This is a genomic window from Staphylococcus sp. HMSC059F04 (genome assembly GCF_001812565.1).
GTDB classification, from domain to species: domain Bacteria; phylum Bacillota; class Bacilli; order Staphylococcales; family Staphylococcaceae; genus Staphylococcus; species Staphylococcus lugdunensis.
In genome coordinates this window covers 85,860-102,252 of the sequence record NZ_KV809462.1, presented here as the reverse complement: position 1 = coordinate 102,252, position 16,393 = coordinate 85,860, and the positions used below count along the sequence as shown (strand labels likewise).

Below are 16,393 nucleotides of genomic sequence, written 5' to 3'. Positions count from 1 at the left end.
TACGCCATCATTTTTGTTTAATGTTTATTATTACTTTGTGTACCTTTGTCCTTAATTCTTGTGATAGGAACATCTTTTAAAATATCATTGACTACATAACTTGCACAAATTAGGCCAACGACACTTGGTACAAAAGCATTTGAAGATGGTGGCATTTGACCTTTGCGGTTAATTGCATTCGCATCACCTACTGTTGCTTTTACATCTTCACGGATGACAATTGGACTTTCATCCGAGAAAACAACAGGAATGCCTTTTTTAATACCTAGCCTTCTAAGTTTATTTCTAATAATTTTAGCCATTGGATCCATGTATGTCTTAGATATATCTTCAATTTTAAAGCGCGTTGGATCTGTTTTATTTGCAGCTCCCATACTCGATATGACTTTGATTCCTCTCTCAAAGCACTCTCTCATTAAATGAACTTTATAAATAATTGTATCACTAGCATCGATAAAATAATCTATTTCATAGTTGTTAAATAAATCTTCATATGTTTCTTCAGTATAAAACATATGTAATGGTGTTACTTTACAGTCAGGGTTAATTAATTTAATTCTTTCTTCCATAAGCGTTACTTTACTTTGGCCTATGGTTGAAGTAAGCGCATGTATTTGTCGATTAACATTGGTTATGTCAACATCATCTTTGTCTATTAAAATAATGTGACCAATATTTGTCCTAGCTAATGCTTCGGCCGCAAATGAACCTACACCACCTATACCTAATACGACAACAGTTTTTTCTTTTAGTAAGGCTAAACCTTCTTTACCATATGCTAACTCATTTCTAGAAAATTGATGCTTCATATTTAACTCCTTATTCAAATCACTTTTAACAGTATTCTACCAAAAGCAAGACAAAATAAAATACGCAAGACAAAGTCTTGCGTACCGATAGAGTCCATAGGTGCCGTAGTTATCATAGCTTGATCATTCGGCCTGCTATATACAGGTGGGTGCCCTGTTTCTTGTTTTGCAAGTCCTCCAATTGAGGCGTGTGCGCTGCAAGAAAACCTATTAGGCTCCCTGATCAAAGAGTGTTAGGCCCAAATTAAAAAGCAAACTTACGTACACCACAGATGACTATCTTATGACTACATCATAGCACCATTATAGATAATTTGAAACTAAAACGATTCGATATGTTAAAAGTTACGCGCAATAAAGTTGTAAGATTGACATAAACATTCTTTATTAATGTCGAATTCTAAGTGATAATTCTTGTAATTGTTTATCAGACACGTCGCTAGGTGCATCGGTTAATAGACAAGTTGCTGATGCAGTTTTAGGGAATGCAATTGTATCTCTTAAGTTAGTTCGATTTGTCAATAACATAACTAATCTGTCCAAACCTAGAGCTATTCCACCATGTGGCGGTGCACCATATTTAAAGGCATCTAATAAGAAGCCGAACTGTTCTTGGGCTTGTTCTTTAGTAAATCCTAAAACTTCAAACATTTTTTCTTGTAAGTCACCATGATGAATTCTAATAGAACCACCACCTAATTCATAGCCATTTAATACAATATCATATGCATTGGCTTGCGCATTTTCAGGTTCAGAATCTAATTTTTTAATATCTTCTTCTTTTGGTGAAGTGAATGGATGGTGTGCTGCAACATATCTTTTTGCATCTTCGTCATATTCAAGTAATGGCCAATCAGTTACCCATAAGAAGTTTAGTTTTGTTTCATCAATTAGACCTAGCTCTTTTGCAAGTTTGATACGCAGTGCACCTAGGCTTTGTGCCACAACATTAGGTTTATCAGCCACAAACATAACCAAATCTCCTGGCTCTGCCCCCGTTAACTCAGTTAATGTCGCTACATTAACATCTTCAAAGAATCGAGCAATAGGGCCACTTAACCCTTCCTCAACTACTTTGACCCAAGCTAATCCTTTAGCACCGTATATATTAACAAATTCAGTTAACCCATCCATATCTTTACGTGTATAGTTGTCGGCTGCACCTTTGGCAACAATTGCTTTGACTTGACCGTTTTGATTAACTGTATCTTTAAATACCTTAAAGTCCATTTCTGTTCCAAGTTTCGACACATCAATTAATTCCATATCAAAACGAGTGTCAGGCTTATCAGAACCATAACGACTCATAGCTTCGTTGTATGTCATGCGTGGGAATGGCCCTTCAACATCAATACCTTTTACGTCTTTAACAACTTTTCGTAGCATTTCTTCGCCCATAGCCATTACATCTTCTTGGTCTACAAAGCTCATCTCAATATCGACTTGAGTAAATTCAGGTTGGCGATCAGCACGTAAGTCTTCATCGCGGAAACATTTAACAATTTGATAATATTTATCGAAACCACTAATCATTAATAATTGCTTAAATAGCTGTGGAGATTGTGGTAAAGCGTAAAATTCACCTTCGTGGACACGAGAAGGAACTAAATAGTCACGGGCACCTTCAGGAGTCGATTTTGTTAAAACGGGTGTTTCAATGTCGAAAAAGCCATTATTATCAAGATAGTGACGAATTGATTGCGTAATTTGATGTCTCATTTTAAATGTTTGTGCTAATTCGGTGCGTCTTAAATCTAGGTAGCGATATTTTAAACGTATATTTTCATCTACATTTTGATTTTCTTCGTTGATTGAAAATGGTGGTGTTTCAGATTTATTAATTACTTCAATATGAGAAACTTGAACCTCAACTTGTCCTGTTTTGATTTTAGGATTTATAGTTTCTGGATCACGTTTTGTTACTTGTCCCTGTACTTCAACTACATATTCTGAACGAACAGTTTCTGCAATATTAAGTGCTTCTTGTGAGAAAGCAGGGTTAAATACGATTTGAACAATACCCTCTCTATCTCTTAAGTCAATAAAAATTAAACCACCTAAATCACGGCGATTATGCACCCATCCTTTTAACGTTATTTTTTCTCCCAATAATTCTTCTGTTACAAGGCCACAGTATGTTGTTCTCTTAGTCATGTATCATGTTCCTTTCTCTTACTTATTTAAAATAACTTAATAAATTCTCAAATTTAACAGTTTCTGAATTGCCTGATTCCATATGTTTAACTTCTACAATTTGATTATCAAGTTCTTGGTCGCCAATAACAATTGTATAAGTTGCATTCAAACGATCAGCTTGTTTCATTTGACCCTTAATTTTACGATTTAAATAATCTTTATCAGCACTTATGCCATTTTTACGACAATCATTAAGTAATTTTACTGCAAAATGATTGGCTGCGTCTCCCATCGTAACAATAAATAAATCTAATGTTTCATTTTCAACGATGTCGATATTTTCTTCTTCTAGTGCCAATAATAAGCGTTCGATACTTAGTGCAAAGCCAATACCAGTTTGATTAGGACCGTCCAATAATTGCAATAAACCGTTATAACGACCGCCACCACATAAAGTTGTTATCGCGCCGTCATAATTAGGGTTATCCATCATTAATTCAAATGCCGTGTGGGTGTAGTAATCTAAGCCCCGCACAAGGTTTGAATCTTCAACATAAGGTATGTTTAAATCATCTAAATATTGTTTGACAGCTTCATAATATGCCTTAGATTCATCATTTAAATAGTCAGTAATCTTTGGTGCAGTTTTAATGGCTTTTTTATCACGGTCTACTTTACAATCTAATATTCTCATTGGATTCGTGTGTAAACGTGATTGACAATCAGAACAAAAATCATCAATAACTGGTTCAAAGTGTTTTACTAGCGCTTCATTGTATTCTTTTCTTGATTCTGCATCACCAATGCTATTAATTACTAATTTAAGATGCTTTAAACCAAAAGATTGGTATATTTGCATTACCATTGCTAGAACTTCAGCATCAATACTTGGATCTTCAGCACCTATTGCTTCAACACCAAATTGTGTAAATTGACGATAACGCCCCTTTTGTTTACGTTCGTATCTAAACATTGGTCCGTTATAATATAACTTAACTGGTTGATTAGGCAAGCCTTGCATTTTATTTTCGATATAAGATCTTACAACTGCTGCTGTACCTTCAGGACGCAATGTAATACTTCTATTACCTTTGTCTTTAAAAGTGTACATCTCTTTTTGTACTACATCAGTAGAGTCACCTACACCACGTGCAAATAAATCTGTACTTTCAAAAATAGGGGTTCTTATTTCTTGATAATTATATAATTTCATAAGTTGAGCTAATTTATTTTCAATATAGCGCCATTTAGCAGTTTCTTCTGGCAGTATATCTTGTGTACCACGAGGAATCTTAATCATATCATCACTCCTACTATTAATTTTTTCAAAAATTAAACGCCCCTTGTACAGTAAAAAACTATACAAGGGACGAATATCCGTGTTGCCACCCTAATTGATTGAAATATATCAGTTCAATCCACTCATTACGTGTAACGTACGCATGACGGCTTTACTTTCATAAAGCACCTGTTCTTGTGTTCAAAGACATTAATTACTCCGTATAATCTTACAGCCAAGGATTATATCTCTACGCAATGATTGCTACCTTTTCATTAATTCTTTCAAGAATATGACCGGTTTTGTTTATAAATTTCATATTTAATATTAACGATTTTTCGCTTAAATTGCAAGTTTATGAAGCAAAATATTGTTTTAGCCCATCGACAACACCTTCAAGTACAATATGACGATGATGTTGGTCTCTAATCATTGTTTCATCTGTAGGATTACTAATATAGCCAAGTTCTAAGAGCACTGCTGGTATTTTAGATTGTCGTAACACTTGATAATTTTCTTGTTTGGCACCTCTATTAGATAATAATGCCTTTTTTTGGATTGATGCATTCAGCGTTTCGGCTAACTTGCTTTGACTATCTTTATACCAATAAACTGTAGCGCCATTTGCCACAGAACTTTCAAGAGAATCGTTATGTATGCTCATAAATATATCACCTGATGCTTTACGGTCCTCAAGTTTTACGTATTCATCATCACTTCTTGTCATTTTAACATGTGCACCTTCTTTTTCTAGTAAGGTCTTTAGTTCTAATGCGCTTTTAAGTGTATAATTTTTTTCTAAGCTTTTTTTGTTTGTTCTACTTGAAGCTCCCTGATCACTACCACCATGACCAGGGTCAAGTACAATTGTTTTCCCTTTTAATGGTTCTTGACTTTGACTAACATCTTTCTTGATATTTAAGCTCGTATGCCAGCCTGCAATCCATCCTTTTTTAGTTTCTTGACGATTCTGAACTTCAATCCATTTGCCTGTTTGATTAATCTTTGTAAAACCTTCGCCCTTATCTACCTTTTCGATAACGGGATATGCTGCGTTAGGACCGGTTCTTAATTCTGAGTTTTCAACTACAGTAATACGATCACTTTTTTGGTCGTTATGATTCAAAAATAAAAATAACAAGATTAAAAATAATACAAAGGAAATCAATGCAATCATAGTGGGCTTATTTTTTATTTTATATTTTGATAGCCAGGATTGTATTTTATTCATAAAATTTTGCCATCCTGACTTTCATATATAATTGTTACAGGTCCATCATTAATAATTTCTACTTCCATATCAGTACCAAATTCTCCAGTTTGAACATTAATACCATAATCATTTAATGCTTTATTAAATTTTTCATAAAGTTGATTTGCTTCATCCGGAGGCATCGAGTTTGAAAAGCCAGGACGATTTCCTTTTTTAACATCGGCGAATAAGGTAAATTGTGAAATCGACAAAATTTCACCTTCAACTTGTTGAAGATTTAAATTTAATTTTCCTGCATCATCTTCAAATAATCTTGCATTAACGATTTTCTTTGCCAAAGTTTCAATATCTTGTTCTGTAGATGATTTACCAAAGCCTACTAACAAACAGTAGCCTTGTTTTATAGAATGGTGAATATTATTATTTTTGACACTTGCACGTTTTACACGTTGTAACACAATTCTCATAGATATGCGCCTCCATTAATTCCATACTCTAGTTACAGTATATACATCACCAAGGGATTTGATTTTATCGACTACTCGATATACTTCGTTTACATTTTTTACCATAACGCTTAAATTAATAATGGCATTTTTATCCACATCAGAACGTCCCGCTACCTTTATCAAGCTACCATTTGTTGAATTTACGGCTTGTAGCACTTCATTTAGCAAGCCATTTCTATCATAGGCATTTACTTCTAAATCAACTTGGTAACGCTGTGTAGCATCTTTTGATTTCACCCATTCTACGTGAATCAGACGCTCATGTTCATTTTTGATGTTTGGACAGTCTGTACGGTGGACTTTGATACCGTGGCCTTTTGTGATATAACCTACAATATCATCTCCTGGGATTGGATTACAGCATTTTGATAACTTTATAAGTACATTTTCAATTCCTTCGACATAAACGCCACTATCAGTAATAATGTCTTCTTTAATTGGTAATGTCTTAGTGACTTCTTGCGCTTGATTTAATGCCTTTTGCTTATCCAAAATACGTTGTTTTTCAGTCAATTTATTGACGATTTGAAGGGCAGTCACGCCACCAAAACCCACAGCCGCATATAAATCTTCTTCATTTGCAAAATTATATTTTTCATTAACAATTGCAATATTTTTTTCTGTTAAAATATCTTCTGTTCGAAATCCTTGTTCTTTAATTTCAGCTTCTACCATAAACTTACCTTTTTCAATGTTTGAAGAGCGATCTTGTTTTTTAAAGAAACTTTTGATTTTACTTTTAGCACTTGAAGATTTAACGATTTTAAGCCAATCACGACTAGGACCATATGAATGTTTACTTGTTCTTATTTCAATGATATCGCCGGTTTGTATTACATAATCGATGGGAACAATTTTGCCATTGGCTTTGGCACCTATCATTTTATTTCCAACTTCACTATGAATTGCATAAGCAAAATCAATTGGTACGGCGCCATATGGCAATTCGATAACATCGCTGGCAGGTGTAAATGCATAGACTTTGTCACTTTGTAAGTCGTACTTAAGTGATTCCATAAATTCTTGTGCATCATTAGAGGTATGATCCGCTTCAGCAAGCTCTTTTAACCAATTTAATTTATTTTGAAAATCCTGTGTTTTCTCGTCAACAGTCTTTCCTTCTTTATATGCCCAGTGTGCAGCAACACCGTGTTCTGCAATTTCATGCATTTCATAGGTTCGAATTTGTATTTCTAATGGATCTCCGTTAGGACCAACTACAGTAGTATGTAAAGATTGATACATGTTTTGTTTAGGCATTGCAATATAGTCTTTGAAACGCCCTGGCATAGGTTTCCATAAAGTATGAACGAGACCTAGAATGGCATAGCAATCATTAATTGAATTAACAATTACACGTATTGCTAATAAATCAAAGATTTGATCAAATTGTTTTTTTTGCTTCATCATTTTACGATAAATACTATATATGTGCTTTGGTCTACCGTTAATTTCGCCCTTAATTTTCATTTTTATCATTTCAGCATCAATCATATCAATAGCATTTTTAATATAAGCCTCTCGTTCACTGCGTTTCTTTTTCATGAGATTGACAATGCGGAAATACTGAACACTATCAATATATCTTAAGGCCGTATCTTCAAGCTCCCATTTTATCGTATTAATCCCTAAACGATCTGCAAGAGGCGCGTAAATTTCAAGTGTTTCTTTAGATATTCTGATTTGTTTGTCTCTTGGCATCGCTTTTAATGTACGCATATTATGTAATCTGTCAGCTAATTTTACTAAAATAACTCGTACGTCTTTAGCTATGGCTATAAATAGTTTACGGTGATTTTCAGCTTGTTGTTCTTCTTTAGAACGGTATTTGACCTTTTTAAGTTTAGTTACACCATCAACAATACGTGCAATTTCTTCGTTGAACATCTCTTTGACATCATCAAACGTATAAGCGGTATCCTCTATGACATCATGTAAAAAACCAGCAACAATAGTTGGTCCATCTAGGCGCATTTCAGTTAAAATACCAGCTACTTGAATTGGGTGCATAATATATGGTAACCCATTTTTACGAAATTGCCCTTGGTGTGCTTCATATGCAAGGTGATAACTTTTCAGTACATACTGATAATCATCTGGTGATAAATATGATTTGGCTTTAAATAGAACTTCATCTGCACTATATGGATATTCGTTATTCACGATAAGCACCCCTACTTTTAAAAAATATAATATGTCGTTTCGCCCAACTGTTTCTAAATTTATATATATACATTTCCATTCTACCAAAATTAGTAGATTGTGATAAAGTGGTTTAAATTTTTATAAATAATAGCTCTATTTTACTACATCATAAAAGATAAATAAATGGGAGTAGAGAAACAAAGTCAAATTTGTACTTTGTATTCTACTCCCATTAAAATATGGTTGAGCAAAGAATGCTCATAATAAACTTCTATGCTTATTCATCATATGAAATTAGACTCATCACGTCATAGTCTTTGATTTTCTCTATACCATTTAAATATTTTAATTCAATAATAAAAGCGATGCCAACAACAATTCCGCCTAACGCTTCGACAAGCTTTATTGCAGCTTCAATAGTTCCACCTGTAGCTAGCAAATCATCTGTAATTAGAACACGCTGTCCTGGTTTAATAGCATCTTTATGCATAGTCAATACATTTGTGCCATATTCTAAATCATATTCATAACGAATAACTTCACGTGGTAATTTACCTTCTTTTCTCACTGGTGCAAAACCTATACCCATTGAATAGGCAACAGGGCAACCAATAATAAATCCTCTTGCCTCAGGACCTACAACAATATCTACTTCTCTTTCTTTGGCATAAGTAACAATTTGGTCAGTTGCATAACCATATGCTTCTCCATTATCCATGATTGTTGTAATATCTTTAAAACTAACCCCTGCCTTAGGCCAATCTTGTACTTCTGATACATATTGCTTTAAATCCATCTTTGTTTCCTCCTAATAGTTAACCCATTTGCTCGATAATCCAATGTTTCAAATGCTGAAAATCATCATACAGCATTAATTTTTCAACTTCTATTCTTGCTTTTCTCGTTTGATAAACTTGACTTGCTTCTATATCCTGTTTATTAGGATTTTGATTTACTGATATTATACCATTGCTATCTATAATAAAGCCCAGTTCAAGAAAAACTTTTAACATAAATTTTAATGTGTTAGGCTGAATCCCCAAAAATTTCGATAATGCCATCCCATCGCTGATTAAATTTACTTTTTGTTTTGACATCAGTATTTTAAAGCAAGCTTTGAATGTTTTTTTATCAGGCATACCTTCGAAATAAATTGAATGTTGATGTTGTAAAACAACATATATTTGAGAAAATTGATGACCATTCATACTTTCTGATAAATGTGCTAATGAAAGGGGTAAATCACGTAATACGACACGACTTACATGTTCATCAATACTTTCGCCATAATGATAATAATTATGATCTAATTTTTCTTTTTGTGGATGAATTAATATGGCTAATTGCTCGTCATGAAAATCGATTGATAGCTGTTTCCGTTTACTTCTATAATCCAAAATTTGCTGTTGATTGATAGCAATATCCTGAATGATAAATTGTGGTGATTGATTGCCATTCCATTCATTGATTTGTAACTGACCTATCATGTTAATTGGTTGGTTCAGCTCTAACTCATCGACTAAACTTCCGCTATTCCAATAAAGTGTAGCCAAATTAGAGTTACCAATTGTCATTTTTAAATGATTCTTATCTTTTCCAATCGCTTTCAATGAATTAACATTGACATCATCTAATTCAAATAATGGTTTATTAAAGTCGATTCCAAATGGTTTTAATCGCTCTATATCGTAAATGTTATTAACGGTAATCTCGTCTTCTGTAATTTTCACATCTATTTGTTTTTTCTGATCAAGCGATGTCGTCTCAGCCAAATTTGCCATCCATGTATTTAAGCCTTCTCGCAATTCAGATATGTTTTCGATAGGCATTGTCATCCCAGCAGCCATATGATGGCCACCAAATTTAGATATTAAATTTTGATGGTCACTTAAGATTTCAAACATTGAAACTTGTTCAATGCTACGAGCTGATCCTTTTGCATAATGTTGTTCATCATCAATATTAAGAATGAGTGTTGGCAATCCATATGTTTCTACAATTCTAGATGCTACAATTCCCAACACACCTTCGTGCCAATTTTCTTTTGCTAACAGCAGAAATTGACGCCCTTTAGCCACCTCTTCTTTGGCAAGTAACAAAGCCTCTTCTGTAATTTTTGATACAATATCTTTTCGTTCGTTATTAAAATGATTAACTTGCTCTGCTAAAAATGCTGCTTCTTCAGCATCTTCTGTCATAAGTAATTCAGCAGCTAATGATGCGTCTTCTAATCGTCCAACAGCATTTAATCTCGGACCGATGATAAAGCCAATTGTTTCTTCATCAATGGGATCGTTATAGTTTGCTTCATTTAATAGTGCTGCAATTTGAATAGGCTGATAATCGTTTAATATAGATAACCCCGTTTTTACAATGGTTCTATTCTCATCTGTTAACGATACTAAATCGGCAATGGTACCTATTGAAGCAAGAGCAATATAATATGGCGGTACATTATTTTTTAGTAGCGCTTGCGAAACCTTATAAGCGACCCCTGCACCACAAAGGTTCGGACATGGATAGTCGAATTCTGGGTGCATAGGGTGAACAATCGCAAAAGCATCTGGTAAAGTGCTTCCCATTTCGTGATGATCTGTAACAATAACATCTACGCCTAATTCTTGAATCATTTCAATTTCACGATGTCCTTGAATACCATTATCAACTGTAATGATAAGTGAAACACCTTCATCATAAGCATTTTTAAACGCTAACTCATTCGGACCGTAACCTTCAGAAAAACGATTTGGAATATACCAACCTACTTCTGCTCCTAAAGATTGAAGCGTTTTTACCATAATCGTTGTTGATGTCACACCATCTGCGTCATAATCACCATAGATTAAAATGCGCTCGTGTTTATCAATTGCCAAATTAATGCGTTCTATGGCTTTGGTCATATCACTTAATAGCCATGGCTCATGCAATTGTTGTTGCCCATTCAATAATCCTTCAATATCTTTTTTATTTACGATATGTTTACTTTCTAACACTTTTTTTATAATTGGAGAAAGTTTATATTTCTTTGCTATTTGTTCATCTATATATTGAGTTGGTTCATTGTGATTCCAAGTATATTTTGATTTAATCATTAGCCTTCCTCATTTCCAAAAGCCATTATATCGAAAATCTGCTTAAATAAAAAGCTTCAACATATATTTTTTTAAGTTTTATGATGTTTGACTACAGTAAAATAAAAATCTTCTTTGTAGAAGTACTACCGTTTTTTTATAAAGTTAGTAGAAAGCGTAAAGAAAATCATAATTTTGCCAAGCACTTTAAAAAATCTGTTGTTCTTAAGTAATATAGCAATAAAAAACATCATCGAACCACTAATTAGATGATTCGATGATGTTTCAGTTGATTAAACTAGAATTTTTTCGTCATTTGATTTTTTCTCTTTATAGACAACCAACTTACCTTTATCAGATTTTTTCAATTGTCGTTTTTTCATAATACCCCAAAGCGGTACAGCAATAAAGATTGAAGAGAATACACCAGAAATTAATCCTACAAGTAAAGCTAACGAGAAGTTAAAGATACTTGGTGCACCGAATAGTAATATGGCAACTACAACAACTATGACGGTAAGCACAGTATTGATTGAGCGTGTCATTGTTTGTCGAATTGATCGGTTAACGATATCGTCAATTTGTTCTGGCGACGTAATTACTTTTAGCTTATGCAAGTTTTCACGTACGCGGTCAAACGTTACAATCGTATCGTTGATTGAATAACCAATGATTGTTAATACGGCAGCTATAAACGTGATATCTACTTCGATACGGAATAAACTAAAGACTGCCACAATCATAAAGGCATCATGCAATAATGCGAGTACTGAGGACAATCCCATACGCCATTCAAAACGTAATGATACATAAATGATAATACCGATTGAGGCATATATTAAAGCCTTCAAAGCATTTTTAGCTAACTCTTGACCTATGACAGGTGACACTGTATTTACAGAAGGACTATGTCCAAATTCATTTTTAAATTTGTCATTTAATTTGGCAATGTCTTTTTTAGCTAAATCATGTTTAAACATGATAGTTGCTTGCTTTTTACCATCACCATTAATTTGTATTTCATCGGCTTTTAAGCCAACATCTTTCATTGTCTTCTCAACTTTAGCTTGTGATAGTGAATGATTCGATTCAACATCAACACGAGAACCACTTGAGAAGTCAATGCCTAAATTCAGTTTGAAAATACTTAGAATAACAATACCAACGATTAAGATAAGAATACTCAAACCAATTAACGGTTTGGCTAGTTTTACAAAATTCCATCTTTCGAAAGATGTTTTCAAATCGTGAACATCTTTACCTTCATTGATATCATGACGTTGTTTTTTCTTAACACCAAATAACCAGAATTTTTTCTTGAAGTAATTAGATGATACCAGTAACGATAATAGCCCTCTAGAAAGGAAGACTGCAGTTACAAAAATCATTAATATCCCTAATAACAGCATTGTCGCAAAACCTTTAACCGAACTTTCACCAAAGAAGAATAATACAGCGGCTGCAATAACTGTTGTTAAGTTTGAATCAAAAATGGTAAGGAACGAACTTCGATTTGCTTTAGTATAAGCTTGCTTAAGCGTTCGACCAATTCGCAATTCATCTTTTATTCGCTCGTACATAATGATATTGGCATCCACTGCCATACCTACGCCTAAAACAAGCGCAGCTAGACCAGGTAATGTTAATACACCAGAAATGAAATTAAATGCGACAAGTGTTAAATAAATATATGTCGTTAATGCGATAATTGCTACAAAACCTGGTAATCTATAGAAACCAACCATAAATAGATAAATAACAGCAATACCTATAAATGAGGCAAAAATAGTTTTATCTAATGCATCTTGCCCGAATTGTGCACCAACTGATGTAGAAGTCAACTCGTCAAGTTTAACTGGTAATGAACCAGCATTGAGCAATTCTGAAATTTGTTTAGCTTTTTTAACCCCTTCTTGGCCATGGAAACCACCAGATATTTCAACACTATCAGAATTAATTGGTTGATTTACAGAAGCAGCTGACACATATTTTCTATCATTTTCATTCTTTTTCTGAAGTTCTTTGTGATAACTATCTCCTTTTTCATAATCAAGCCATACGACCATCATATTTTCTTTTTTCTTAGAGATTTCTTCTGTTACCTTTTTAAACTTATCACGATCTTTTAATTTAAATGTAACGGTAGGTTCATTAGTTTGTTGTTTAAATTCTTGTTTTGCTGAACCTTGTACAATATCTTTTCCTGTCAGTTTAACGTTATCATTCGCATCCCGAATTGTTAAATTAGCTTGGGAAGATAATACATCACGAGCTTGGTTTTGATTTTTAACGCCTGCAAGTTGAACTCTAATTCTGTCTGGATCTTCAACTTGAATTCGTGGTTCTGATACACCCAGCACATTGACACGATTTTCTAAAGTTTGAGCCGTTGATTGAAGCGCTTTTTTATCAATTTTATCGCCTTTTTGCAATGGCTTAACTTGATAAAGGACTTCGAAACCACCTTGTAAATCTAAACCAAGGTTAACATTTTTAATTACATTCTTATATGTAAGCCCCATTCCTGCAAAGAGGAGGACAATAAGTAATATAAATGCAACTATTCTACTACCTTTTTTCACATAAACACCTCATTATTTACTTATGTATCTAGAATAATCCAAACAAACGATAGCTCGCAAGTTAAAAATGGACCTTATAGACATATATAGACTTATATATATTAACATATTCAACTATAATGTGAAAATTTCTTCTTCATTCATAAAAAAACCAAGAAACACAAATGCTTCTTGGCTCACAGTGATTAAGATGGATCTACTTGTTTAATTGCAGGTTTTTCAAAAGTCATTTCAGTGCCATGACCATTAACAGTGATAACAACTGTTGTTTCATCAACAGCTTTAACTGTTCCTTTCAAACCGCCAATTGTTGTGATTTTTTGACCTGCTTCAACTCTATTAACCATTTCACGGTGCTCTTTAGCACGTTTTTGTTGTGGACGAATAATTAAAAAGTAGAATACAAGTAAAAAAAGTACTGGTATTAAAATTGCTGTTAAATTCATTCTGTACTTACTCCTTATTTAAAAATTTTTAGGGTTTTCAACATTAAGTCCATATTGTTCAAAGAACGCTTCTTTAAAATCTAAAAGTCTATCTTCTCTAATGGCCTGTCTAATATCTTCCATTAATTTTAGCAGAAAATGAAGATTATGAATAGTAGTAAGACGAATACCAAACGTTTCCTCTGCTTTAATTAAATGTCTGATATACGCTCTGGAATAATTTTTACATGTGTAGCAATCACAGTTTTCATCTAGTGGACGGAAATCATTAGCAAATTGTGCATTTTTAATTACAAGACGTCCAATTGATGTCATACAAGTGCCATTTCGTGCAATACGTGTAGGTAGTACACAGTCGAACATATCCATGCCTCTTATACTACACTCAATCAAGGCATCTGGTGAGCCTACGCCCATCAAATATCTAGGTTTATCTTTTGGCATAAACTGTTCTGTGTGTTTCACCATATCATACATGACAGGTTTGGGTTCGCCTACAGATAAACCACCAATCGCATATCCAGGAAAATCTAATGCGACAAGTTCTTTAGCGCTTTGTTCACGTAAATCTTTATACTCTCCACCTTGAATAATGCCAAATAATGCTTGATCATCAGGTCGTTTATGTGCTTTTAAACAACGTTCTGCCCACCGAGAAGTTCGTTCAATTGAATCTTTTACGTATTTATATTCTGAAGGCATCGGTGGACATTCATCAAAGGCCATCATAATGTCAGACCCTAAATCATTTTGAATTTCCATGGATTTTTCCGGACTTAAAAAGAGTTTCGAGCCATTCGTATGATGTCGAAACTCAACACCTTCTTCTGAAATCTTACGTAAATTACTTAAACTAAAAACTTGAAAGCCACCTGAATCAGTTAAGATAGGACCATTCCAATTCATGAACTTATGTAAGCCCCCAGCCTGTTTGATAATATCATTTCCAGGTTGTAACCACAAATGATAGGTATTACCTAATATAATTTTAGCTTCTATATCTGTTAATTCTTCAGGACTCATAGTTTTAACTGTCGCCTTTGTCCCCACAGGCATAAACATTGGTGTTTCAAACGAGCCATGTGGCGTGTGAACAATTCCTAAACGCGCGCCAGATTGTTTACAAGTCTTGATATGTTCATATGTTACTGCTGGCATAATTAAACCTCACATTCCTTAAATAATTAACATTGCATCACCAAAACTAAAGAATCGATATTCTAATTCTACAGCTTTACGGTATGCCGTTAAGATAAATTGTCTACTACTAAATGCTGACACAAGCATGACTAATGTTGACTTAGGCAGATGAAAGTTAGTAATAAGTGCGTCAATGGCTTTAAACTCAAAACCAGGATAAATAAATATATCTGTCCATCCACTCGTAACAATGAATTGTGAATGATCTCGACGAATCGTTTCTAAAGTTCGTGTCGACGTTGTACCTACTGCAATGATTCGATGACCTTGTAACTTTGTATTGTTCAATAACTGTGCGGTATTTTCGGTCATTTGGTAATATTCGCTATGCATCTCATGTTCATTGATATTTTCTACACTCACGGGCCTAAATGTTCCTAAACCAACATGCAGTGTGATAAAAGCTATATTAACACCTTTAGCTTTAATATCTTTCAATAAATTATCAGTGAAATGTAGTCCAGCAGTGGGCGCAGCGGCTGAACCATTCTCTTTAGCATAAACAGTTTGATATCGATCTGGATCGTCTAAACGCGCTTTTATATATGGTGGTAAAGGCATTTCACCTAACTCGTCTAGCCTTTCCTGCAATATGCCTTCATAATGCAATCGCATGATTCTGCCACCTTGGTCTAATTCTTTAATACATTCTGCTATTATTTTCCCTTCACCAAACGACAGTTGGTTACCTACTTTGATTCTTTTGGCTGGTTTAAGTAAAACTTCCCAATCGTTATTTTCGATTTGAGTTAGCATTAACATTTCTACTTTAGCACCCGTCTCTTCTTTAACTCCGAATAAACGTGCAGGCATCACGCGTGTATCATTCAGAACTAAAGTATCTCCAGGATTCAAATAATTAATGACATCTTTAAAATGTTGGTGTTTCATATCGCCTGTTTCTTTATTTAATACTAATAGGCGACTTTGATCTCTATTTTTTAAAGGTGTTTGTGCAATTAAAGATTCTGGTAAATGATAGTCAAAATCCTCAATATTCAAA

At 33.9% G+C, this 16,393-nt stretch carries 12 protein-coding genes and 1 other RNA gene; all 13 read right to left on the bottom strand.

Features of this window, described 5'->3' with window-relative positions:
* Nucleotides 1-17: 17 nt before the first annotated feature.
* The 13 genes from HMPREF2864_RS00960 to queA all read right to left on the bottom strand — a co-directional run bounded on the left by HMPREF2864_RS00960 (nt 18) and on the right by queA (nt 16,392).
* Nucleotides 18-809, bottom strand: coding sequence for a tRNA threonylcarbamoyladenosine dehydratase (locus HMPREF2864_RS00960; protein WP_002458936.1), 792 nt, complete (start codon nt 807-809; stop codon nt 18-20).
* A gap of 87 nt (nt 810-896) precedes the next feature.
* Nucleotides 897-1,087, bottom strand: a non-coding RNA gene (gene ssrS, locus HMPREF2864_RS00955) — 6S RNA.
* Between the two features lie 109 nt (nt 1,088-1,196).
* A complete protein-coding gene (aspS, locus tag HMPREF2864_RS00950; protein WP_070544763.1) occupies nt 1,197-2,963 on the bottom strand; it encodes an aspartate--tRNA ligase in 1,767 nt (588 codons plus the stop codon).
* A gap of 22 nt (nt 2,964-2,985) precedes the next feature.
* Complete coding sequence (hisS, locus tag HMPREF2864_RS00945) at nt 2,986-4,245, bottom strand: histidine--tRNA ligase (RefSeq protein ID WP_070544762.1); 1,260 nt, start codon at nt 4,243-4,245, stop codon at nt 2,986-2,988.
* 334 nt (nt 4,246-4,579) lie between these two features.
* Nucleotides 4,580-5,455 (bottom strand): N-acetylmuramoyl-L-alanine amidase, encoded by an 876-nt coding sequence (locus HMPREF2864_RS00940; RefSeq protein ID WP_002458933.1) that lies wholly within the window; start codon nt 5,453-5,455, stop codon nt 4,580-4,582.
* Nucleotides 5,452-5,904 carry a D-aminoacyl-tRNA deacylase gene (gene dtd / locus HMPREF2864_RS00935; RefSeq protein WP_002458932.1) on the bottom strand — a complete coding sequence of 151 codons (453 nt, stop codon included), beginning with the start codon at nt 5,902-5,904 and terminating at the stop codon, nt 5,452-5,454. Before dtd ends, HMPREF2864_RS00940 begins: the two co-directional genes overlap by 4 nt.
* A gap of 15 nt (nt 5,905-5,919) precedes the next feature.
* Nucleotides 5,920-8,109, bottom strand: a complete 2,190-nt coding sequence (locus HMPREF2864_RS00930) for a RelA/SpoT family protein (protein WP_002478083.1) — start codon at nt 8,107-8,109, stop codon at nt 5,920-5,922.
* 259 nt (nt 8,110-8,368) lie between these two features.
* Nucleotides 8,369-8,887 carry an adenine phosphoribosyltransferase gene (locus HMPREF2864_RS00925; RefSeq protein ID WP_002458930.1) on the bottom strand — a complete coding sequence of 173 codons (519 nt, stop codon included), beginning with the start codon at nt 8,885-8,887 and terminating at the stop codon, nt 8,369-8,371.
* 19 nt (nt 8,888-8,906) lie between these two features.
* Nucleotides 8,907-11,183 (bottom strand): single-stranded-DNA-specific exonuclease RecJ, encoded by a 2,277-nt coding sequence (gene recJ, locus HMPREF2864_RS00920; protein ID WP_070544761.1) that lies wholly within the window; start codon nt 11,181-11,183, stop codon nt 8,907-8,909.
* A gap of 272 nt (nt 11,184-11,455) precedes the next feature.
* Nucleotides 11,456-13,744 (bottom strand): protein translocase subunit SecDF, encoded by a 2,289-nt coding sequence (secDF, locus tag HMPREF2864_RS00915; protein WP_002478081.1) that lies wholly within the window; start codon nt 13,742-13,744, stop codon nt 11,456-11,458.
* Between the two features lie 185 nt (nt 13,745-13,929).
* On the bottom strand, nt 13,930-14,190 hold the full coding sequence (gene yajC / locus HMPREF2864_RS00910) for a preprotein translocase subunit YajC (protein ID WP_002458927.1): 261 nt from the start codon (nt 14,188-14,190) through the stop codon (nt 13,930-13,932).
* An 18-nt stretch (nt 14,191-14,208) separates the two neighbouring features.
* Nucleotides 14,209-15,348: a tRNA guanosine(34) transglycosylase Tgt gene (gene tgt / locus HMPREF2864_RS00905; protein WP_002458926.1), complete on the bottom strand. Its 1,140-nt coding sequence runs from the start codon at nt 15,346-15,348 to the stop codon at nt 14,209-14,211.
* 18 nt (nt 15,349-15,366) lie between these two features.
* Nucleotides 15,367-16,392 carry a tRNA preQ1(34) S-adenosylmethionine ribosyltransferase-isomerase QueA gene (gene queA, locus HMPREF2864_RS00900; RefSeq protein WP_070544760.1) on the bottom strand — a complete coding sequence of 342 codons (1,026 nt, stop codon included), beginning with the start codon at nt 16,390-16,392 and terminating at the stop codon, nt 15,367-15,369.
* Nucleotide 16,393: the final 1 nt, after the last annotated feature.

Bases quoted from the DNA above. Each gene is read 5' to 3' on its own strand.
- recJ (WP_070544761.1), bottom strand. From the start codon at position 11,183: ATGATTAAATCAAAATATACTTGGAATCACAATGAACCAACTCAATAT.
- HMPREF2864_RS00960 (WP_002458936.1), bottom strand. From the start codon at position 809: ATGAAGCATCAATTTTCTAGAAATGAGTTAGCATATGGTAAAGAAGGT.
- tgt (WP_002458926.1), bottom strand. From the start codon at position 15,348: ATGCCAGCAGTAACATATGAACATATCAAGACTTGTAAACAATCTGGC.
- HMPREF2864_RS00940 (WP_002458933.1), bottom strand. From the start codon at position 5,455: ATGAATAAAATACAATCCTGGCTATCAAAATATAAAATAAAAAATAAG.
- HMPREF2864_RS00925 (WP_002458930.1), bottom strand. From the start codon at position 8,887: ATGGATTTAAAGCAATATGTATCAGAAGTACAAGATTGGCCTAAGGCA.
- dtd (WP_002458932.1), bottom strand. From the start codon at position 5,904: ATGAGAATTGTGTTACAACGTGTAAAACGTGCAAGTGTCAAAAATAAT.
- hisS (WP_070544762.1), bottom strand. From the start codon at position 4,245: ATGATTAAGATTCCTCGTGGTACACAAGATATACTGCCAGAAGAAACT.
- aspS (WP_070544763.1), bottom strand. From the start codon at position 2,963: ATGACTAAGAGAACAACATACTGTGGCCTTGTAACAGAAGAATTATTG.
- yajC (WP_002458927.1), bottom strand. From the start codon at position 14,190: ATGAATTTAACAGCAATTTTAATACCAGTACTTTTTTTACTTGTATTC.